Consider the following 19,841-nt stretch of genomic DNA (forward strand, 5'->3'; position numbering starts at 1 on the left):
CCTTGGGCCATAAATTACCAAACCTGCTGAGCAGGTTTTTTTGTTATGGTTGTCTAATTGGTATAGGCACTAGACAAAAGAGTTAGGTGGTAATATGGAAGAAGCGGTAATGTTGTATAAAAAGAAAAAGTTTATCAATGCATTTTTAAGTAAATTTGAATTAAAAAAACAGGAGGCCTGCCAAGTTTTGAATTTTTTATTATCTAGGGACAGGCTGTTAGCAAATACGTATTTTGTGGAAAATGTCAGATGCCTTCCAAATGCTCTGATTATTTCAGCTTCTAATGCATCTACGGTTTCATTTCTCTGTCGGATAAATAATGAATATTATGAGGATATTGAAGAAATTATTTATTTGCTGGACTATGAAACTCCTGAAGAGTTGTTTGTCTGGCTTTCTTTTGAGAAAAACTTCATGTATTTGACCTGCATTAATGATTTGGAAATAGTTCCGGAGATCAGGGACAAGATTTTTCATTACCAGGTTATCCGGGTTTTGGAAGACGAAATGACCCAGAAGATATTGGATAGAGAAAAGCGAAAGACAGAAATGCTGACGGAGATTGACCTTGCTCTGGATAATGGTGACAGGAAAAAGTTTAATTATTTGGTAACTAGATATAAAAAGCTGTTCATTACATCTCAGCAGGCTGCCGGCAGGAACTGCCAAGAGTAAATGGGCAGCCATATTGTAGTTCTATTTGGTGTTAGTCTCTTCATTCTCAAAATTTTCAGTTGCTTCAGCAGAAGAAAATTCCTCAGGAGCATCAATTTTTTCGTACTTGGTTTTTAGGGTTTGACGAATATTTCCAGTATGTTTTTTTGTTGTTTCCCAAAGCGTGGAAGTGCTTTCCTTCAGGTTATGAATTGTTTCATTTAACCCACTGTCGACTTTTTTGAGGTGTTCTTCTGTACCTTCATTGACAATAATTATGTCTGAACCTAATGTCCTGATATGTTCAACCGGCATAAGTGCTTTGCCTTTGAAAAGGCTTTCCAGAAACTTTCCGCTGATTTCGAAACACTTGATTTCCCCGGTTTTTTCATCGATATAATATTCGTCAACTACCCCCAACACGGTTCCGTTTTCTGTAATTACCTTAACACCTAATGGCTTAACGTTTTCCTTAATTAGTTTCAGTATGTGTGGGAGGCTTATAGGCCTTTGCATACTTATCGACTGGTCTATAGTTATAGCATCATCACCGATACTCCTAACTTTTGTGTAGGGGATTATTTTTTGTTCCCTGAACCATCCGCGTTGGTCAACAATTATTGCGGCAATCTCCATTTTATAAGGATCTATGACTATGTTTTTTGCTAAACCAATTTGAATGCCTTCTTCTAAACTGACAATTGGCATGGAGATGAATTTGCGGCTCTTTCTCAATTTTAAAACCCCCTGAAAAAATCTTTGTTACCATATTATTCATGAGACATGTTTGTTATACCATTTTCCGGGAAATACTATAACAAAATTAGTTGCTTTCCGAAAGACTGATAATGCAAACAGAGGGGGGTTTTAAATGGTAGGGGTAAAGATTTGTGCCAGTATGAGGCCTAATACCAAAGGAAGCTATCGGAAACATATGCGTGATAATGGCAAGATACCTGCGGTAGTATATGGTAAAGGCATTAAGGAAGAGGCTATAGAGCTTTATGCTAAGGACCTGGAGTCTTTGATTCGCAAAAGGGGGCGGAATATCCTTATTGACCTTGAAGTAAAAGAAAAACCGGGGCAGAAAAAATATGTTGTCATGATTAAGGAGCTGCAAAGAGATCCAATTTACAGAAAAATTGTACACGTAGATTTGTGTAAAGTCTCACTGGAAGATAAAATACGTACAACTGTTCCTGTTGTCTTAAAGGGAGAGCCCGTTGGGAAGAAGGCCGGGGGGGTTTTGCAGACCGGGCTGCGTGAGCTGGAAATTGAGTGTACACCTGATAAACTGCCGGACATAGTTTCTGTGGATATTTCCAGCCTTGAGACCGGTCAGCGGATGACTGTAGCCGACCTTGTTGTATCTGATGATTTAACGATATTAACTGAACTAGATAAAACAGTGGTCTTGATAGCGGCACCTACAATTGTGGAGGACCCGGACCAAGAAGAGCCGGAAAAAGAACATAAGGGGATTGACAATAGTGGTGAAGCTGTGACTGAAGGGACTTAAAGAAAAAAATTAAAAGGGTTGCTAAAGTTTAAATTTCACAGGAGGAAAAGTTCTTCAGCCCTCGAATAAACAAGTGGATAAATAAAGGGGGATTCTTGTGAAACTGATAATAGGATTAGGCAACCCTGGCAGTAAATATGCATCCACAAGACATAATGTGGGCTTTATGGTTATTGATTATCTGGCCGGGATATTGGATATAAGTGTTGACAGAACTAAGTTTAAAAGCCTTATTGGCGAAGGCTTTAAAAATGGGGAAAAAATTGTGCTTGCCAAACCGCAGACTTATATGAACCTTAGCGGTGAGGCCGTGCTTGACATGGTACATTGGTATAAAATCGATTTAAAGGATATCCTAGTAATATATGATGATATGGACCTGCCTCTTGGGAAGCTGCGCCTTAGAATTAAGGGCGGTGCCGGAGGGCATAATGGAATGAAGTCAATAATTTACCTGGCACAGTCTGAAGAATTTCCTCGTCTGCGTATTGGCCTTGGCCGACCGGAGGCTGGGAATTTGGAAAATATTGATTTTGTCCTAGGCAAATTGAGTGATGAGGAAGCGAAGGTAATGAAGGAAACTATTAAAGAGGCAGGGCAGGCTGTTTTGGCAGTAATTGATAAAGGGGCTGAGCAGGCTATGAACGAGGTAAACAAGCTGTAAGTAACCAGGAGGGATGTATGCTGTTTTTAGCTGCCGGGGTCCTGGCTGCGGCAGTTTCCTGGATAGGGAACTGGCTAGCCATAAAGACTATGGGTGCTAGAGAAATTGTGATGTTAGCACCACTAATTGAAGAAGCTGCAAAAACAGGGTCAGCTGTGTTGACCGGAAGTTCTTTAATCCTAACTCATGCAGCATTTGGTTTGATAGAGGGATTTTATGATGCCTGGGATGCCGGGTTGCAGGGGTTACAGGCAGGAGCAGCCAGTCTTGCCGGGCATCTTTTTTATGGGTATGTTACATTTTTGGTCATGCAAAGACATAATAGCTTGTTATATGCTGTGTTGAGCGGATATTTACTGCATATGCTTTGGAATGCAGCAGTGTTGAAATTTCTGGTTAAAAAAGGGGGGCGAACAGCTTGAAATTTAGATATTTTTGTGATTACTGTGACACCTTTTTTGATGGTGCTGAAGCATTTGATGATGCTGAAGCAGATGATGGAATAGAAACCTTGACTGGGCAAACAGGGCGGGGTATAATAATACAAGATGTTAACGGTTCAGATGGCTACTTATTGTCAATTTGTCCTGAATGTAACAGGGCCCTCGGTTTTGGAGAGGAAGACAATTTTGTTTTTTTTCAGAAGCCTGTAATGCACTGAAATTAATAATGTTTTGCGGGAGGAGCTTCGCAAAGCCTTTATAAATTCTTAGATACCACCGGATGTCAAAGCCGGTGTTTTTGGTGTGTTTTTTTTGAATCTGTAAGCAGGTTTTATGCAGATTGGATAAAATTTATACTTTCCTATCTGCCAAGAAAGGAAATCGAATTATGACAGTACCCGGATTTTACCGTCCATTACTGGAAAGCTTAGAGTATGTCTCTTTGGTAAAAGGTCTTCAGAAAAGAACCGGCTACCAGATGGTGTATGGATTGTCATCAACTCAGATAAGCTATCTGACGGCAGGCCTTATCAGTAGTTGCATACAGCCGGTATTATTTGTGACCGCAGGTGCCCAGTCGGCTAAGAAAAAGATCACTGACTTGAAATCCCTCCTGCCAGGCAGGGAAGTCTTGCTTTTTCCTGACCTTGACCCTATTCCGTTTGGAGCAATTGCTCAAAGCAGGGAGGTTATGACCCAGCGGCTTGAGGCCCTTAATGGGCTTACCAGCTGTCAGGGAGCTATTGTGGTAGTGCCTGTTGAAGCCCTTCTGAAGAAACTTATTCCTTACCAGGTATTTTGCGCATTTTATCTTAAAATTGAAGTAGGGCAGCAGTTGGACCTTTTAGAAACGGTTAGGATGCTGGTTGAGCAAGGGTATGAAAGAGTGGACATGGTAGAGGGCCCGGGGCATTTCAGCCTGAGGGGCGGAATTCTGGACATATATCCTCCGGTTTCAGAAAACCCGGTCAGGATTGAGCTGTTTGATAATGAAGTAGACTCCGTACGGGACTTTACAGTAGAGACACAGCGTTCCCTCGAAAAACGCAGTAGTATCGTCATTATTCCGGCACGGGAAGCTGTTTTTCCGGAAGAACGGATTTTAAAAGCGCTGCCATTGCTGCAAAAGGATTTTATCACTGAAAAAGCGATGCTCCTAAAAGCAGGAAAAAATGATGCCTATAAGAGGTTGTCTGAAAAGATGGGGGACTTCCTTGAAAAACTCGATAAGGGAATAGTTCCTGAAGGAATTGAACCCTTATTTTCTTATTTTTATCCGGATGGAGTTACAGTTATGGAATATTTACCCCAGGGTTCGGTGGTTTTTCTTGAAGAGCCGTCCCGGCAGAGAGATATTATCCAGAACAGGACCAGAGAACAGGCAGAAATGCATATGAGCTTGAGGGAGCAGGGATTGGCCCTTCCGGACCAGATGCACAATAACGTAACTGTTGATGAGCTTAATAAGGTAATGACACGGTATACCAGAGTTGGGTATTCGCTTTTGCCTAAACAGCTTGGGGTAAAACCAGGCAATATTGTTAACTTTTCTGCAAAAACGATGCACACATTCAAGGGTAAAACCGATATTCTGGTTGATGAAATAAAAATGCTCAGAGACAATGGTTTTGCGATTGTTATTTTTGGCAGCACTCCTGGTCGAATGGAAAAGATAAAGGAACTATTGAAAGATTATGGCATCTTTGCGGGCATTGAATCCGGGCTCCCCCAAAAGATTATACCAGGTGAAATCATAATAGCACACGGGCTTCTGGAGACGGGGTTTGAACTAACAGCTGTCAAAATGGCTGTGATTACAGACTGGGAAATATATGGGCAGCCAAAAAAAACACGGGTTATCCGTACTCAGACCCAGCAGGGAGCTAAGATAAGTCACTTTTCAGACTTGCGCCCAGGTGATTTTGTTGTTCATACGAACCATGGTATTGGAAAATATATAGGCATTAAACAGTTGGAGGTTGGCGGGATACGGAAGGACTATCTCTTTGTTCAGTATGCAGGGGAGGATAAACTGTATGTTCCTACAGACCAGATAAGGCTTATTCAGAAATTCTTGGGTGCAGAAGGAACGGCGCCAAAACTCTACAAACTGGGCGGAAATGAATGGAACAGGGTTAAACAAAAGGTGAAGGAGTCGGTCAAGGGTCTGGCAAATGACCTTATAGCATTATATGCTGCCAGGCAGAAAATTTTGGGATACAGTTTTTCTCCAGATACGGTGTGGCAAAAGGAACTTGAAGATGCTTTTGCTTTTGAAGAGACCCCTGACCAGCTAAGAGCCATTGAGGATATAAAAAATGATATGGAAACTTCAAGGCCTATGGATCGTCTTTTGTGCGGTGACGTTGGCTATGGCAAAACGGAAGTTGCTATCAGGGGCGTTTTTAAGGCTGTAATGGATAACAAACAGGTTGCGGTTCTTGTCCCAACAACTATATTGGCCCAGCAGCATTTTAATACTTTTGGGGAAAGGTTTGCGGGATATCCAATTCGTGTAGAAATGTTAAGCAGATTTAAGTCTGCAGGGGAACAAAAAGGAATTTTAAATGATTTAAAAAAAGGAGCAGTTGACGTTATTATCGGAACTCACCGCCTGCTTCAGGAAGATGTAAGCTTCAAGGACCTTGGACTGGTGATTATTGATGAAGAACAGCGATTCGGGGTTACCCACAAAGAAAAACTCAAATATATTCGGCAAACTGTTGATGTCTTGACCCTTTCCGCAACCCCTATACCCAGGACTCTTCATATGGCGATGATTGGAGCCAGGGATATGAGCATCCTGGAGTCACCCCCAGAGGACCGTTATCCTGTTCAAACATATGTGCTTGAGTTCAATTATGAAATAATTGCTGATGCTATCCGGCGTGAGATTGACCGGGGAGGCCAGGTTTATTTTGTGCATAACAGGGTGAAGGATATTGATAAAACAGCTCGCATGCTTCAGGAGGTAGTGCCTAAGGCCAGTATTGCGGTAGCTCATGGACAAATGAGAGAAGATCAGTTGGAAAGAAAAATGCTGAATTTTATTTCCGGAAAATATGACATTTTAGTTTGTACAACTATAATTGAAACTGGGCTGGATATACAAAATGTTAATACCCTGATTGTTGATGAAGCTGAAAAAATGGGACTTTCCCAGCTGCATCAGCTCAGAGGACGTGTGGGACGGTCACACCGGCTGGCATATGCTTATTTTACGTACAAAAGAGATAAGAGCCTAACGGAAATAGCTGAAAAACGCTTACAGGCTATTCGTGAGTTTACTGAATTTGGTGCCGGCTTTAAAATTGCTATGAGGGACCTGGAAATAAGAGGAGCCGGTAATATACTGGGGCAGGAGCAGCACGGTCATATGATGGCAGTGGGTTTTGATATGTATTGCAGGCTTTTGGAGGAGGCTGTTCATGAAGTACGCGGCACATTGTTGGAAAGCCTTCCTGAACCGTCTATTGATTTGAACATAGATGCATTTATAAGTGACAGTTATATATTTGATCCTGCGGTTAAAATAGAGGTATACAAAAAAATTATGCATATTGAGAGAGAAGAAGAATCCTCTGACGTTGTTGAAGAACTGCTAGACCGTTTTGGTGATATACCCGGCCCTGTTGAAAACTTGATTTCCATAGCTCGAATTAAAGCGTTGGCTGCAAAAACAAAGGTCCGTAGCGTTGTGCAGACTAAGGATTCGGTAAGCATCAGGTTTCACAAATTATTAGACATTAAGGTTGAACAGTTAGCCCCAATTACGGAAATGTTTAAGAGGAGGGTATCTTACTCAACCGCATCAGGTTTTCAAATAATTTTGTCGGTAAAGAAATTAAGCAGCCGGGAAGTGCTCCAGAAATTGGAGGAACTGCTAGCTAAATTAGCGGGACAGGCAGAATAAACAACTTGAATATTAATATCTGTCGGAGTATAATAAGTTTGTGATTTTATTAGGGGGGAGTGTAAGTTCATGGGAAAAAACCTAAGAATGTTTACCGCATTAATGATTATTCTCGTGTTCTCATTTACTGTAACCGGGTGTGGTTCCAAAACTATTGCTTCAGTAAATGGGGAAAAGATAACCCGAGAAGATCTTGATAAGAGAATGGACAAGGAAAAACTGTATTTAGAGCAACAGGGGGCATCGTTTTCCGGGCAGGAAGGTCAGATGATGTTAAAAGCTCTGGAAAAACAGACTTTGGAGAAGATGATTGAACAGACTCTGATTGCGCAAATCGCAAAGGAAGAAGGTGTATATCCTTCTAAGAGTGAGATTGACAAACAGGTTCAGCAGATTATTGGAAACTTTGGCAGTGAAGCCCAATTTGAAGCAGCAATGAAACAATATAATTATACATTAGAAGATATCAAACAAAAGGTTTCATTTGAGACAGCTTATACCAAGCTCCATGAAAAAGTTACTGCTGATGTTAAAGTATCTGATGCAGAGATAAAAAAATATTATGATGACAATAAAGAACAGTTTATAGACCCGGTTAAAATTGGGGCCAGAGCAATTCTTATCAAATATGACAATCCCAATCAAGTTTCTATGATGGGTCAAAAAGCACCTACAGTGGGCCGTGATGAAGAAGAAGCCAAGGAAATTGCTGCAGGCATTATCAAGGAGCTTAATTCCGGAGCGGATTTCGAAAAACTGGCAAAGGAAAAATCCGAAGATGCCGGATCAAAGGAAGACGGTGGCCTGATTAAGGATATTCAGGGGAACAGCCCTTATGCAAAAGATATTGTCATGCCGGCTGAATTTGATGCAGCTGCCATTGGGCTTAAGGTAGGACAATATACTAAAGAGCCTGTGAAAACTAACTCCGGATATTATATAATCAAACTGGAGTCCTTAACGGAAGAAAAACAGCTTTCTTTCGAGGAAGCTAGGGCGCAGATTGAGCAAACTCTGCCAATAGTGAAGAAACAGCAGAAGTTTGCCGAGTATATTACTGAAATAAAGCAAAAGGCTCAAATTGAAAACAAATTGGCAGAAGAAACAATGTAAATAAAAGTATTGGTGCAAATTAAACAGATTTAATTGAATGTTATTGTGCCTAGCAAAAATCCAATGGAAAAAAATGAATAATTCCCTCTGCTCTGTTATATACTATCAATGAAATCCATTGTTAAAAATTGCAGAAAAAGGAGGGAAGACAAACTAATGAAAGCGACCGGTATAGTACGCAGGATAGATGACCTAGGACGCGTTGTGATTCCCAAAGAAATAAGAAGAACCCTGAGGATTCGTGAAGGGGACCCTCTTGAGATTTTTGTTGACAGGGAAGGGGAGGTTATCCTAAAAAAATACTCACCCATTGGTGAGTTGGGTGATTTTGCTAAAGAATATGCAGACTCTCTTTATGAAGCTATTGGGCACATTGCCTGTATTGCTGATAGGGACACCATTATTGCTATTGCTGGGGCATCTAAAAAGGAGTTTCTTAACAAATCTATTGGGCCGGCAGTTGAAAAAGTAATGGAGGACCGAAAAGCGATACTTATAAATAGCCCTGCCTCTGAGCCTATATTAGAAGGGGATGAGGATGAGCCGAATAAGTTTAGTGCACAAGTTATTGCACCGATAATTGCTGAAGGTGATCCAATCGGTGCAGTTATTCTCTTGTCCAAGGAGTCTGGAATTCAAATGGGAGATATGGAATTAAAGCTTGCCGAAACAGCGGCAGGTTTCCTGGCAAAGCAAATGGAACAGTAAGAAAAGGCAGCTTAAAAGCTGTCTTTTTAGTTTATTGATAAACTCTTAATGGAATGTTTTTTACCCCCGGCAAATATTTATAGATTAATAATTCGGGGGAGGCGCTTTTTTGAAGACCCATTCTTTTTTAAAAGGGGCTGCTATTCTGGCGCTGGCGGGATTGGTCAGCAAAGTACTCGGGGCGCTTTACCGGATACCATTTTTCAGGGTAGTGGGAGCAGAGGGAATGGGGCTTTACCAGATGGCTTATCCTATTTATACGATGCTATTGGCCATTTCCAGTGCCGGAATCCCTGTTGCGGTTTCAAAAATTATTTCGGAAAATGCAGCTCGCCGAAATTTTGGGGGTATAAGGCGTTCTTTTGCTGTCTCTCTGATATTTGTTGCATTATTATCCGGTTTTCAATCAATAATGCTTTATAAAAGTGCTGTCTTTCTGGCAGTAAATGTGTTTCATGTACCGGCAGCAGTTTATAGTATTCGAGCTATTGCTCCGGCTGTTTTTTTTGTTGGTATGATGTCTGTTTTTAGAGGGTATTTTCAGGGGTTTCAGGAAATGACACCAACGGCCTTATCCCAGGTATTGGAACAGTTTATCAGGGTGGCAACTGTATTAGTAGGAGCTTATATTTTTTTGTCAGCAGGGATAGAATATGCTAGTGCTGCTGCTACCTTTGGGGCTGTGACGGGAGGGGCCGGAGGGCTGTTGTTTCTTATTGGGCTTTATTTTATCAGGCCCTACTTCAAAATAACTTCTTCAGGTTATATAGGGTCTTCGAGACAATATTTTCAAAGCATACTGTTCATTATTTATAGACTATGCATGCTGGCACTTCCTATTTCCTTGGGAGCATTAGTCTTGCCATTAATGCAGACTCTTGACGCTGTTACGGTTCCTGGACGCTTGCAGTTGGCAGGGTATTCTATATCTCGGTCATCCCAATTGTATGGTCAGCTTACCGGTGTTGCCATTACTTTGATTAACCTGCCGACCGTGTTTACGGTTTCACTGGCTTCCTCACTTGTGCCGGCTATTTCACGGGGACTTGAACGCAGAAGTTTTGATGATGTTAAAAGGCAAATTAAAACATCTATGGAAATAACAATGCTGGTGTGTATACCCGCTGTAGCAGGATTGATTGTTTTGGCAAGCCCGATTTCCAATTTTTTGTTCAGGTGTCCTGAGGCAGGCCTTCCTTTAGCAGTTTTGGCACCGGCAGCATTATTTCTAGGGTTGCATCAGACCACAACCGGGATTCTTCAGGGTATGGGCAAAACTTTTGTACCTGTTATAAATCTTGCCCTGGGGGTATTTGTTAAACTGATTATTAATTACACATTGGTCCCTTTGCCGCAAATAGGCATTGTTGGCGCTGCTGTTGGGACTACAGCCGGATTTTTATTGTCTTCTTACATGAACTATCTTCATATCCGCAGCTATCTAGGTGGGGTGCTGGATTACCGGAAAATATTGCTTAAGCCGGTATTTGCTGCTACAATAATGGCGGTGGGGACATATTTTGCATATTCCCAATCAACAGTAATCCTTGGAAGCGACTGGGCAACGGTGGCTGCTGTATTTATAGGTATAATCGTTTATTTTACGGCATTATCTTTCTTAGGAATACTTGATCAAATGGGAATAATTATAAAAAAATAAATGGGGGTGGTTAAGATAGATTCAATTGATAAAGACTTATTAATCGTTGGACTTGGACCGGGAGGCATTGAGTCAATCTCTATAGGTACATTTGAAAAAATAAAAAATGCCCGAAAACTGATTCTGCGCACCGGGAAGCATCCTGCAGCTGAGGAATTGCGCAGTATGGGATTGAAGTTTGCTACATTTGACCACCTTTATGAGAGCCTTGTTGATTTTACGGAAATATATTCTAAAATGGCTGCAGAGGTTGTTGGAATGGCCCGGGAATGTCCTGTGATTTTTGCTGTTCCCGGACACCCGCTGGTAGGAGAAGAAGCAGTATTAAGAATGATTCAACTGGCCGAGGAAGCTAACTTGTCTTATGAAATAGTACCGGCAATGAGTTTTTTAGATCCTGTATTAACAATTCTTGGGCTTGATATTTCTCATGGCCTAAAAATTATTGACGGATTGGGATTAGCTGCGGAGGAGCGCTATCCAGCGGCGAACCCGGATCCATTGGTTCCAAATATAATAATGCAGGTATATAATTCAAGAGTTGCTTCTGAAGTGAAGTTATCTCTAATGGACTTCTATCCAGATGAACATCTTATCACAGTTATTAGCGCTGCCGGGAATAAGGGTCAGGCCAGGGCCGAGGAAATTCGCCTGTTTGAACTGGATAGGATTTCATGGATTGATCATTTGACCTGTGTTTATGTGCCCCCACATTTACAAACAGAGTTAGTGATAAGCAGGTATCCAGCTGATCGCTTGGTGGGATTGATGGATACCCTCAGGGGTGAAGACGGCTGTCCCTGGGACCGGGAGCAGACACACAATTCATTGAAAAAACACCTTATTGAAGAAACATATGAAGTAATCGATGCAATTGAAGAAGGAAATATGTATAAAGTCTGCGAAGAATTGGGAGACTTATTATTACAAATAGTTTTTCACGCTCAAATAGCGGCAGAACAAGGTTTTTTCGATATTAATGATGTTATTGGTGGGATTTCGGACAAGCTTATTAGAAGACACCCGCATGTATTCGCAGATACTTATGTTAGGAACAGTGAGGAGGTTTGCGTTAAATGGGAAGAGATTAAAAAAGATGAGCTGATGCAAAAGGGCGAAACTCGCAATTCACTGTTAGACGGTATACCAAAGCATATGCCTGCTTTATTGAAGGCTGATAAAATTCAGCGAAGGGCAGCTAAAGTCGGGTTTGACTGGCCTAATTACAGGGGTGCTTTGGACAAGGTTGACGAAGAGTTGATGGAGGTGTGTGAGGCTATTGAATGCGGCAATCCGGACAAGATTCGTGAAGAAATAGGGGATGTGCTGTTTGCAGTGGTCAATCTAGCTCGTTTTAAGGAAATTGATCCTGAGGAAGCCCTGGCACTTACGAACCGCAAGTTTAAAAACAGGTTTGTTTCTATGGAGGAATCAGTATCAAGTTCAGGGAAAAATTTGAGTGAGATGAGCCTTGATGAACTTGACAAATTATGGAATGATGCTAAATTGAACTGCATTTAAAAAATTAAAAGAGTTTATTATAAAAAATTTCCCCAAAAGCAGGAGTTTAGCGGGTTTTAATCGAATGCAATAAATGGAATTCTAAAATGAAACGCCAATATTTACTTAGGAGGGTTTTTTATGAACAAGCAAGAATTAGTAACCAGTGTTGCTGAAAAGTCAGGTTTAACAAAAAAAGATTCCGAAAAAGCAGTAAACGCTGTGTTTGCCAGCATTGAAGAGGCTCTTTCAAAAGGTGATAAAGTTCAGTTGGTTGGTTTTGGAACTTTTGAAGTGCGCAGCCGTGCTGCCAGGAAGGGCCGCAATCCGCAAACAGGCGAAGAAATTGAGATTGCAGCAGCAAAGGTACCTGCTTTTAAAGCAGGCAAATCGTTACGGGATACTGTTCAGTAGACGTAAAATAGCAATCTGATATTTTATAACAAATACTAAAAGTTTTATAACACTTCTTATAACAAAAATGGCATAACGGGTTCTTTGCGCTTTAGCGTACAGGGCCCGTTAAATATGCTTAAAATTATTTTTTGCACCTAATCTCCTACCGGTAAATTAGCTGGTAGGATTATTGATTTATATAAAGAGGGAATTAATGATGGAATATGTATATAGCGGTATTGGCGGAGTTTTTGGCGCTATCGCAAGATATGGATTAAGTAAATGGGTTGGACGGCATTGGAATCGAGCTTTTCCACTGGCAACATTTTGTATAAATATTATCGGCTCCTTTATTCTGGGGATATTGTTTGTTGTTTTTTCCAAAAATGGCTTTGCTGTAACATGTTTACAGGATTTAATTGTAACAGGATTTTTAGGGGCATTTACTACATTTTCTACGTTTGCCTATGAAATAGTTATTTTAATTGAAGACGGTGATAAGGATGCAGGAATGAAATACTTTATAATGAGTATAATTGCCGGATTAGCAGCAGCTTTTTTGGGTATGACATTAGGGGAGCATTTGTAAAGCTGAAAGTTAATTTAATTGATTATAATAACTGAGAAAACGGAGGCAAATATGAGACTGGATAAGTTCTTAAAGGTATCTCGCATCATTAAGCGCAGGACAATTGCTAAAGAGGTTTGCGACTCCGGAAGGGTTACAATAAACTCAAGGCCTGCAAAGGCTGGTGCTGAGGTTAAGGCTGGGGATGTGCTTGAACTTGACTTTGGAAGCAAACGTATTAAGGTTGAGGTTATTGATACTCCTGCTGCAGTGAGGGCCGATCAGGCGAAAGACTTGTACCGGACCATTGAAGAAACAAGGGTGTTGAATTAAGAATTAACCTCTAATTACCATTCATATTGTTATCCCTCTGGAAAATACTATTTAGAGTTAGTTAACGTAGTAGACAAGGGGGATTTGATATGAGAAAAAAATTTTTGGGTAAAAGCACACTATTATGTTTATGTTTTTGTATGGCTGTTAGTTTTCTAACAGGTTGTGCCGGAGCTAAAAAACTTCTGCCCGGGAAAAAGGAGCTTGGCAAAGAGCCTGGTATAAAGCTTTATATTAATGAAACAGGTGAAACCAAAAATATTATGATGGAAGAATATATTCAGGGCGTAGTTGCCGCGGAAATGGATACTAAATGGCCGGTAAATGCTTTGGCTGCACAGGCTATCCTGGCCCGGACATTTACCTTGAAACAAATTAAAGACAAGGGCGGGGTACCGCAATATAATGCGGATGCATCTACAAGTGTGGAGGAGTTTCAGGCCTATGACCCGTCAAAGATAAATGACAATGTACGTCAGGCAGTTCAGATGACAAGAGGTCAAGTTATTAAATATAACAATGATTATATAAATGCTTGGTTCAGTGCTTGTGACGGTGGTGTGGAAGCATCTGCCGCAGAGGGACTGTCCTACAAGAAAGAAGAGACACCATATATTAACAACGGTGTTAAGGATGGCTGTTTGTCAATTACTGTTCCCGAAAACGTAAAATGGACTGCCAAATTTCCGATTTTAACGATAAGGACTGCTGTGCAAAATGTTACCGGCAAAGATCCAGGTGACATTAATACGAGTAATGTTAAAGTTGCAAGGTGGGGACCTTCGGGAAGAGCGGAGACTATTAAAATAGGTAATCAGGATGTAGGAGGAGCAGCCTTAAGACTGGCTCTGGGTAATGACAGGATGCGTTCTATATTTTTAGATCAGATCTGGGTTGAGGGCGGGAACCTCTTCATGACCGGAAAAGGTTATGGTCACGGTGTGGGTATGTGTCAGTGGGGTGCAAAAAAGATGGCGGCTGAAGGTAAAACTGCGGAACAAATAATAAACTTTTATTTTAAGGATATTACAATAGAAAAGGAATGGAAGTAAAAGACAGCCCTCTACTTGTTAGCACAAGCTAAAAGCAGAGGGCTGCAGTATTTTTAAGGCATCCTTTAGTGGTATATTATGTCTTTTAATAGAATACTTATGAAGTAGTAATAAGTTATAGGAGGGAATGCCTTGATAAACCTGAATGATCAAGAAGGACAATATAAAATTATTATGACCAATAGGGAAACTGTCTTGATTGAAGGAGTGGAGAATGTAGAAAGTTTTGATGAGGAAGAGATTCTTTTAGAAACAAAAATGGGACTGTTAATTTTAAAAGGCCAGGGGATGCATGTGGTTCAATTAAATCTGGAAAATGGTGTGCTGTTGGTTAATGGTTATTGCAAATCCTTGGAATTCTCAGATGAAAAAAATACCCGGGGTTTCAAAAATAAGAGTAAAGGTTTTTTACATAGAATCCTAAAATAGTCTGTAACAGGAAGGGAGGGGGCTAATGCAGTCTCTAGAGTCCCAGCTTTTTTCATTTATGGTGACGTTATTGATGGGAGTAACAATTGGCATACTTTTTGATTTTTATAATGTTACCAAAGGAATTATTCGTCCCCGGAAGCTAGGTACATATTTAGGCGATATTTTATTTTGGGTGATCACAACTATTGTGGTCTTTTTCATGCTATTAATTGGAAATTGGGGTGAACTGCGTTTTTATGTTGTTATCGGGATTTTAACAGGAATACTATGCTACATAAAATTGTTCAGCAGGTTAGTAACTAGAACACTCTTATTCATTATTAATATTATTAAAAAAACTATTGCAAGTATTGTAAAGGGTGTGCGTTTTCTATGGTTTGTCGTTAGCTATCCTTTTGTTTTATTAGGGAATATAATAATTATTCCGATTGGTTTTTTAGGCAGGACATATAATAAGTTGTTTGGTTTTGCCGGACGACAAGTTGAGAAATTAATGAAAAAGTTGAATTCGTTGTTTAATAAAAAGCGTTAATTTTTTATTATGGACAGAAGGATAATTGCATATTGCTGTAGAATCAATATTTGTACTAAATATGTCATTGATTTGTACACAGTTTGTGGATAAAATGTGGATAATCCATGGCTAATCTCTGGGGCGATACCTATAGGTGGCAGCTATGAAGATAGAAATAAGAGGCGCGGAAAGGCTGAGTTTTCGTGAGCGTCAGGTAGTAACTCTGAAGGAAATAGGTTATTCAAACGAAAAAGTTTCCAAAAAGCTTGGGTTAACCGGAAGCACTGTGGCAACTCTTTATAGTCGTGCCAAAAACAAGGGGTACGAGGTTGTTATTGTTATATCTGGAGATGCTTTGGGGCTATTTGGGCCTGATGATGAGGATGGTGATTCGTAATGGTGCTTTCAGCAAAAGTTAAAAAGTATGATAAAAATAGGGACATGCCAGGGATAATAAAAAAACCCAAACGTAAGAAACTTAGATATAAACTTAAAGGGCCCAGTGTAATTGTTCTGATATTATTAGGGATGATTTTTTATTCATTTGGAGGACAAATGGTAAAGATGTATAATGTCCAGTCTGAAATTACAAATATTCAGGAAGAGATGGATCAAATTAAGGCAAATAATGAATTATTAAAACAACAATTGGAACAATTGAACTCCAAAACATATATTGAAAGAGAAGCACGAGAAAAACTAGGGCTGGTTAAACCAGGAGAAAAAATAATTCTTGAAGCGGAACCAGGAGAAAAAGGGAGTATAATTCCAGCTGCTGTTACAAACCCAAAACAAATTGAAGTACATTAAACAATAATGGATATCTTGACACATAAAAACCGTTCGGTTATAATTTGATTGATTACACAAGATAATTATAGGTCTTGTCTTATTTTAAGGAGGATTTTTTGTTTTATGTCAATTGAAGTGGGGAGCATCGTTGAGGGAGTGGTCACAGGCATCACCAATTTTGGGGCTTTTATTGAATTGCCGGGAGGCCAGACTGGGTTAGTTCATATCTCCGAAGTTGCTGATTCTTATGTCAGAGATGTAAAAGATTATCTCAAGGATAAGGATCGGGTAAAGGTAAAGGTTATTGGGGTAGACAAGGGCAAAATAGGTCTATCTATCAAACAAGCCAAGCCAAATGTTTCTCAGAGCACTTTTGAACGCAAAAGTCCTCCGGAACGCAGGGGATTTAATCAGCCTGCCAGGAAGCCTGAAAACTTTGAAGATCGGTTATCTAAATTTATGAAAGAAAGTGACGAGCGCCAACAGGATATTCGGCGCAGTACTGATAGCAAGAGGGGTGGCAGAGGCTCAAAAAAATCATATAAGACTTCTGTCTGATATTTAGAATGCAGAGCACCGGCCAACGGTGCTTTTCTTATGCCTTTAGCTAGAAGGAGGGGTAATTTATGCGTATTGCGATTGTTGATATAGGAACCAATTCTACAAGGTTGCTTATTGCAGGGTATGCTGAGGAAGAACTGCATGTATATGAGAGAGAAATGGTAACAACAAGGCTGGGAGAGGGAATTGGTAAGAAAAGGCATTTATCCATGCCGGCAATAGAGCGGACGATTGAAGCCTTGTTGATGTTCCATAAGACAATAACCAGCGCTGGGGCCGATAAAATTGTTGTAGCGGCCACAAGTGCTGTACGTGATGCTGATAACCGTATGAAGTTTTTGTCTGAAGTTAAAAGACAGTTGGGATGGGAAGTTCGGGTTCTGTCAGGCTTAGAAGAAGCTGAGTTAAGCTATATGGGGGCTGTTAGCGGTTTTGGTTTAGAGTACGGTGATTCGGCAGTTGTTGATATCGGTGGAGGAAGTACAGAATTTATATGGACACAGAATGGCAAGTTAAATTGTAACAGTAAACAAGTTGGTGCAGTTAGGATGACAGATATTGAGATCTCTCAGACTGAAATTGCGGAATTGCTTGCAGAAGTGCTGTGCAATATTCGGGGAACCGGTGTGAAGCACTTCATAGGCGTAGGGGGAACCATAACCACTGCAGCGGCAATTGATCAACAACTGGTGGTTTATGACCCTAAACTGATTCATGGGTATTCTCTAAAAGAAGGACGAATAGCCGACATCCTGTTTTATCTTGAGAGGATATCTTCTAATCAAAGAAAACAAGTTCCGGGGCTGCAGCCTGAAAGGGCGGACATAATAGTTTCAGGGCTGAGAATTTTGTTGGCTGTGGTTAGAGGATTAGATACCAATGAAATAACTGTCAGTGAAACTGATATAATGCATGGTTTAGCTTTGAGTGTGGCTCGTAGTGCAAATTAATTCCAGTTAAAACCCTCAAAATTTTGTTAAAGTTCTGGCTTAATAGGCATATATTTATTTAAGAAAGAAGTGTTGCAGCCGGCAAACTCTTGTTTAACCAGGTGAAGGGGGTTTGGCATGAACCGTCTGATGGATAGAGAGTACCACCGTTATACAGCGGTTCTGAGGGAAGATAATCCTAATTATGCCAAAACCCCGGCTAAAAGGCCGGGAGGCAAGGCTACTATAGAGATTACCGGAAAATCCGGAATACTTAAGTGTTCCGTCAGAAACCTTCGCCCACTGAATGCATCTGACATTAAAAAGGAGTATGAAATATGGGTCAGAGCAGAGGAAACTAAAAAGAATATTCCTGTGTATGCAGGAATTATAGAAATAAATAATAAGGGGGTGGGAGAGAGCTTAATAAGCTTTGAACCTGACAGATTACAAGGTTCAGGGCTTAATTTGGGGTTTGGTGGGATTCTGGAGGTATGTGTTAATACAGCACCCAAGGATGATTTGCCCGGTGACAGGGTTTTGGTGGGAGAACTGGAACTCGAAGAGGCGGACCTCTCTGAAGAACCAAAAATGGAGAAGGTTTCACCATTTGGGACGGGTTTGCCATATCATCACTGGTGGAAGTTTTACCCGGGTAATTTTCAAAATATGGTGGTTTTTTCACAGAACAATCAAAATTCCGGTTCATATGGGCCTGTTTTTCGCGGGCATCAACTTATAGGTCTGCAGTATGCACAGGATGCTGTAAAGTATCTGGTACATGGTGTCCCAGGCAGATTTTGTTTGCGGGATCAACCTTGTGAGGGAGCTACCGGGTATGTTTACTGGCATCCTCTGCCGGGACAACAGTATAAACCAGGTGATTATGGCTACTGGTTAATTTACATTGATCCTGCAACTGGGGAGGTGGTTTTTCCGGATAAAGCTATTAAACCTCCTGATTGTTTAAGTTGTGAAAAAGAGTAGAATATATTTAATGGGGATTGACTCAACTAATGAGTTAATCCCCATTTTTTAGGCGAAAATGATGTTGAGCAGTGGTATCCTTTAATTTGTTTCCCGGTCCCAGTGGTTCGTGGCGTGGAGCGCTTACTATTGTCAGACTGTTAAGTACCAGGGTGGTCTCAGTACACTTATTGCCTTCGATAAATTTCTTGTTAATTTCAAGACGCGGTATAAAAATAGAGACCTCATGAGGAATAGGAACGGAAGTTTTACGAACTAGTTTGGCATTAATTCCAAAAATGTTTACTGAAGCTTCATCCAGTCCAGTCCCGGCTTTAAAAATCCGGAAGAAGTCCTTGGTTTTTTGAAACAGGTTCATTTTTAGAGCCCCCTTAATACTAGTATATTAGGGAGCATTATATAATGGTGAATACCTGTGGAAAATACGGGTGTAACGAATGTCTGGTTGAAGTAATATACTGATATAAAGCACACACTTGCCCATTTATAGGAGGTATATGTAGTGATGGTTAGTAATATAAAAAACCGGATTGTATTTCCCAGAATCCCATTGAAATTAAGTTTACCCTCTGGTTATCCTGATGTCGGGAAAATTTCAAACATATCAATAGACCCTGAAATAACTGATTTTAGGCACATTAGTGGCGAGATAGAGATAAAAGGCTACTACCAGATAACAGTATCGTATTTTCAAGCTCGGAACGAAGAAGATCTGGACCCTCCTGAATTAAAGGAACTGGAAAACGATAATTTTTTCTGCCATTTAAAGTTACAGGCTGACGGACTGTTTGCTGAGGAGGAGGATAATTGTTCCGGGAAGGCAGGAATAGGTACAGAACTTTATACAGTACATTATTCAAAACCATTTCATACATATGTTGACATAAATTTAATTGACAGGGCTAGACAATTTAGGCCGGGCATGGTTGTAGAAAGAGTCGATTTAGTCTCTGATGAACCCGGTTCTCTAAGTGGAGAACTGGTTTTGGGACTGGTGAATAGAACCCGCAGGTACCGGTGGTAAATTTTGAAATGAAATTGCCGTTCATGAAACTGATAAGCTTTTTTGTTATCTTAAAGATTTTATGAACGAATTGGGTCG

24 protein-coding genes are annotated in these 19,841 nt (G+C 40.5%); 22 read left to right on the forward strand and 2 right to left on the reverse strand.

What is annotated here, in order from left to right; genetic code table 11:
- Positions 1-94 precede the first annotated feature (94 nt).
- A complete protein-coding gene (locus ABFY19_RS00485) occupies positions 95-676 on the forward strand; it encodes a YpiB family protein (RefSeq protein WP_418791327.1) in 582 nt (193 codons plus the stop codon).
- Positions 677-697: 21 nt separating this feature from the next.
- Here ABFY19_RS00485 and ABFY19_RS00490 read toward each other — a convergent pair whose 3' ends face one another.
- On the reverse strand, positions 698-1,390 hold the full coding sequence (locus tag ABFY19_RS00490) for a PRC-barrel domain-containing protein (protein WP_418791328.1): 693 nt from the start codon (positions 1,388-1,390) through the stop codon (positions 698-700).
- A 136-nt stretch (positions 1,391-1,526) separates the two neighbouring features.
- On the opposite strand from ABFY19_RS00490, the gene ABFY19_RS00495 reads away from it, so the two are divergent.
- From ABFY19_RS00495 to ABFY19_RS00590, 20 genes are all read left to right on the forward strand, one after another.
- On the forward strand, positions 1,527-2,174 hold the full coding sequence (locus ABFY19_RS00495; protein WP_418791329.1) for a 50S ribosomal protein L25: 648 nt from the start codon (positions 1,527-1,529) through the stop codon (positions 2,172-2,174).
- Between the two features lie 97 nt (positions 2,175-2,271).
- Positions 2,272-2,838, forward strand: coding sequence for an aminoacyl-tRNA hydrolase (pth, locus tag ABFY19_RS00500; RefSeq protein ID WP_418791330.1), 567 nt, complete (start codon positions 2,272-2,274; stop codon positions 2,836-2,838).
- Positions 2,839-2,855: 17 nt separating this feature from the next.
- The gene (locus ABFY19_RS00505; RefSeq protein ID WP_418791331.1) at positions 2,856-3,260 is read left to right on the forward strand and encodes a hypothetical protein; all 405 of its coding nucleotides are present in this window, start codon (positions 2,856-2,858) and stop codon (positions 3,258-3,260) included.
- A complete protein-coding gene (locus tag ABFY19_RS00510; RefSeq protein ID WP_418791332.1) occupies positions 3,257-3,499 on the forward strand; it encodes a hypothetical protein in 243 nt (80 codons plus the stop codon). Before ABFY19_RS00505 ends, ABFY19_RS00510 begins: the two co-directional genes overlap by 4 nt.
- 170 nt (positions 3,500-3,669) lie before the next feature.
- On the forward strand, positions 3,670-7,194 hold the full coding sequence (mfd, locus tag ABFY19_RS00515; RefSeq protein WP_418791333.1) for a transcription-repair coupling factor: 3,525 nt from the start codon (positions 3,670-3,672) through the stop codon (positions 7,192-7,194).
- A 69-nt stretch (positions 7,195-7,263) separates the two neighbouring features.
- On the forward strand, positions 7,264-8,307 hold the full coding sequence (locus ABFY19_RS00520; protein WP_418791334.1) for a SurA N-terminal domain-containing protein: 1,044 nt from the start codon (positions 7,264-7,266) through the stop codon (positions 8,305-8,307).
- 156 nt (positions 8,308-8,463) lie between these two features.
- The gene (spoVT, locus tag ABFY19_RS00525; protein WP_418791335.1) at positions 8,464-9,015 is read left to right on the forward strand and encodes a stage V sporulation protein T; all 552 of its coding nucleotides are present in this window, start codon (positions 8,464-8,466) and stop codon (positions 9,013-9,015) included.
- 109 nt (positions 9,016-9,124) lie between these two features.
- Positions 9,125-10,675: a putative polysaccharide biosynthesis protein gene (locus ABFY19_RS00530; RefSeq protein WP_418791336.1), complete on the forward strand. Its 1,551-nt coding sequence runs from the start codon at positions 9,125-9,127 to the stop codon at positions 10,673-10,675.
- Positions 10,676-10,681: 6 nt separating this feature from the next.
- Positions 10,682-12,196 (forward strand): nucleoside triphosphate pyrophosphohydrolase, encoded by a 1,515-nt coding sequence (gene mazG, locus ABFY19_RS00535; protein ID WP_418791337.1) that lies wholly within the window; start codon positions 10,682-10,684, stop codon positions 12,194-12,196.
- A 120-nt stretch (positions 12,197-12,316) separates the two neighbouring features.
- Positions 12,317-12,589, forward strand: a complete 273-nt coding sequence (locus tag ABFY19_RS00540) for an HU family DNA-binding protein (RefSeq protein WP_418791338.1) — start codon at positions 12,317-12,319, stop codon at positions 12,587-12,589.
- A gap of 196 nt (positions 12,590-12,785) precedes the next feature.
- Positions 12,786-13,160: a fluoride efflux transporter CrcB gene (gene crcB, locus ABFY19_RS00545; RefSeq protein WP_418791339.1), complete on the forward strand. Its 375-nt coding sequence runs from the start codon at positions 12,786-12,788 to the stop codon at positions 13,158-13,160.
- Between the two features lie 51 nt (positions 13,161-13,211).
- Entirely contained in the window at positions 13,212-13,472 is a 261-nt protein-coding gene (locus ABFY19_RS00550; protein WP_418791340.1) for an RNA-binding S4 domain-containing protein, read from the forward strand.
- 89 nt (positions 13,473-13,561) lie between these two features.
- On the forward strand, positions 13,562-14,524 hold the full coding sequence (locus ABFY19_RS00555) for a SpoIID/LytB domain-containing protein (RefSeq protein WP_418791341.1): 963 nt from the start codon (positions 13,562-13,564) through the stop codon (positions 14,522-14,524).
- A gap of 132 nt (positions 14,525-14,656) precedes the next feature.
- Positions 14,657-14,953: a sporulation protein YabP gene (yabP, locus tag ABFY19_RS00560; protein ID WP_418791342.1), complete on the forward strand. Its 297-nt coding sequence runs from the start codon at positions 14,657-14,659 to the stop codon at positions 14,951-14,953.
- A 25-nt stretch (positions 14,954-14,978) separates the two neighbouring features.
- Positions 14,979-15,488, forward strand: a complete 510-nt coding sequence (gene yabQ / locus ABFY19_RS00565) for a spore cortex biosynthesis protein YabQ (protein WP_418791343.1) — start codon at positions 14,979-14,981, stop codon at positions 15,486-15,488.
- Between the two features lie 145 nt (positions 15,489-15,633).
- Positions 15,634-15,867: a sigma factor-like helix-turn-helix DNA-binding protein gene (locus tag ABFY19_RS00570; RefSeq protein ID WP_418791344.1), complete on the forward strand. Its 234-nt coding sequence runs from the start codon at positions 15,634-15,636 to the stop codon at positions 15,865-15,867.
- A complete protein-coding gene (locus ABFY19_RS00575) occupies positions 15,867-16,280 on the forward strand; it encodes an FtsB family cell division protein (RefSeq protein WP_418791345.1) in 414 nt (137 codons plus the stop codon). Before ABFY19_RS00570 ends, ABFY19_RS00575 begins: the two co-directional genes overlap by 1 nt.
- Before the next feature lie 105 nt (positions 16,281-16,385).
- Positions 16,386-16,820 carry a S1 domain-containing RNA-binding protein gene (locus ABFY19_RS00580; protein WP_418791346.1) on the forward strand — a complete coding sequence of 145 codons (435 nt, stop codon included), beginning with the start codon at positions 16,386-16,388 and terminating at the stop codon, positions 16,818-16,820.
- Positions 16,821-16,888: 68 nt separating this feature from the next.
- Positions 16,889-17,773, forward strand: a complete 885-nt coding sequence (locus tag ABFY19_RS00585; RefSeq protein ID WP_418791347.1) for a Ppx/GppA family phosphatase — start codon at positions 16,889-16,891, stop codon at positions 17,771-17,773.
- Positions 17,774-17,890: 117 nt separating this feature from the next.
- Positions 17,891-18,739 (forward strand): hypothetical protein, encoded by an 849-nt coding sequence (locus ABFY19_RS00590; RefSeq protein WP_418791348.1) that lies wholly within the window; start codon positions 17,891-17,893, stop codon positions 18,737-18,739.
- 34 nt (positions 18,740-18,773) lie between these two features.
- Here ABFY19_RS00590 and ABFY19_RS00595 read toward each other — a convergent pair whose 3' ends face one another.
- Positions 18,774-19,097, reverse strand: a complete 324-nt coding sequence (locus ABFY19_RS00595; protein ID WP_418791349.1) for a hypothetical protein — start codon at positions 19,095-19,097, stop codon at positions 18,774-18,776.
- Between the two features lie 144 nt (positions 19,098-19,241).
- On the opposite strand from ABFY19_RS00595, the gene ABFY19_RS00600 reads away from it, so the two are divergent.
- Positions 19,242-19,763, forward strand: coding sequence for a hypothetical protein (locus ABFY19_RS00600; protein ID WP_418791350.1), 522 nt, complete (start codon positions 19,242-19,244; stop codon positions 19,761-19,763).
- The last annotated feature ends 78 nt before the right edge of the window (positions 19,764-19,841 follow it).

The organism is Phosphitispora sp. TUW77, assembly GCF_048453025.1.
Taxonomy (GTDB): Bacteria; Bacillota; Thermincolia; order Thermincolales; family UBA2595; genus Phosphitispora.

Excerpts from the sequence above, each read along its gene's own strand:
- ABFY19_RS00520 (WP_418791334.1), top strand. The coding sequence starts at position 7,264 with ATGGGAAAAAACCTAAGAATGTTTACCGCATTAATGATTATTCTCGTG.
- crcB (WP_418791339.1), top strand. The coding sequence starts at position 12,786 with ATGATGGAATATGTATATAGCGGTATTGGCGGAGTTTTTGGCGCTATC.
- mfd (WP_418791333.1), top strand. The coding sequence starts at position 3,670 with ATGACAGTACCCGGATTTTACCGTCCATTACTGGAAAGCTTAGAGTAT.
- ABFY19_RS00570 (WP_418791344.1), top strand. The coding sequence starts at position 15,634 with ATGAAGATAGAAATAAGAGGCGCGGAAAGGCTGAGTTTTCGTGAGCGT.
- ABFY19_RS00595 (WP_418791349.1), bottom strand. The coding sequence starts at position 19,097 with ATGAACCTGTTTCAAAAAACCAAGGACTTCTTCCGGATTTTTAAAGCC.
- ABFY19_RS00585 (WP_418791347.1), top strand. The coding sequence starts at position 16,889 with ATGCGTATTGCGATTGTTGATATAGGAACCAATTCTACAAGGTTGCTT.
- ABFY19_RS00590 (WP_418791348.1), top strand. The coding sequence starts at position 17,891 with ATGAACCGTCTGATGGATAGAGAGTACCACCGTTATACAGCGGTTCTG.
- ABFY19_RS00575 (WP_418791345.1), top strand. The coding sequence starts at position 15,867 with ATGGTGCTTTCAGCAAAAGTTAAAAAGTATGATAAAAATAGGGACATG.
- ABFY19_RS00550 (WP_418791340.1), top strand. The coding sequence starts at position 13,212 with ATGAGACTGGATAAGTTCTTAAAGGTATCTCGCATCATTAAGCGCAGG.
- ABFY19_RS00540 (WP_418791338.1), top strand. The coding sequence starts at position 12,317 with ATGAACAAGCAAGAATTAGTAACCAGTGTTGCTGAAAAGTCAGGTTTA.
- ABFY19_RS00495 (WP_418791329.1), top strand. The coding sequence starts at position 1,527 with ATGGTAGGGGTAAAGATTTGTGCCAGTATGAGGCCTAATACCAAAGGA.
- spoVT (WP_418791335.1), top strand. The coding sequence starts at position 8,464 with ATGAAAGCGACCGGTATAGTACGCAGGATAGATGACCTAGGACGCGTT.
- ABFY19_RS00580 (WP_418791346.1), top strand. The coding sequence starts at position 16,386 with ATGTCAATTGAAGTGGGGAGCATCGTTGAGGGAGTGGTCACAGGCATC.
- ABFY19_RS00555 (WP_418791341.1), top strand. The coding sequence starts at position 13,562 with ATGAGAAAAAAATTTTTGGGTAAAAGCACACTATTATGTTTATGTTTT.
- ABFY19_RS00505 (WP_418791331.1), top strand. The coding sequence starts at position 2,856 with ATGCTGTTTTTAGCTGCCGGGGTCCTGGCTGCGGCAGTTTCCTGGATA.
- ABFY19_RS00485 (WP_418791327.1), top strand. The coding sequence starts at position 95 with ATGGAAGAAGCGGTAATGTTGTATAAAAAGAAAAAGTTTATCAATGCA.
- yabQ (WP_418791343.1), top strand. The coding sequence starts at position 14,979 with ATGCAGTCTCTAGAGTCCCAGCTTTTTTCATTTATGGTGACGTTATTG.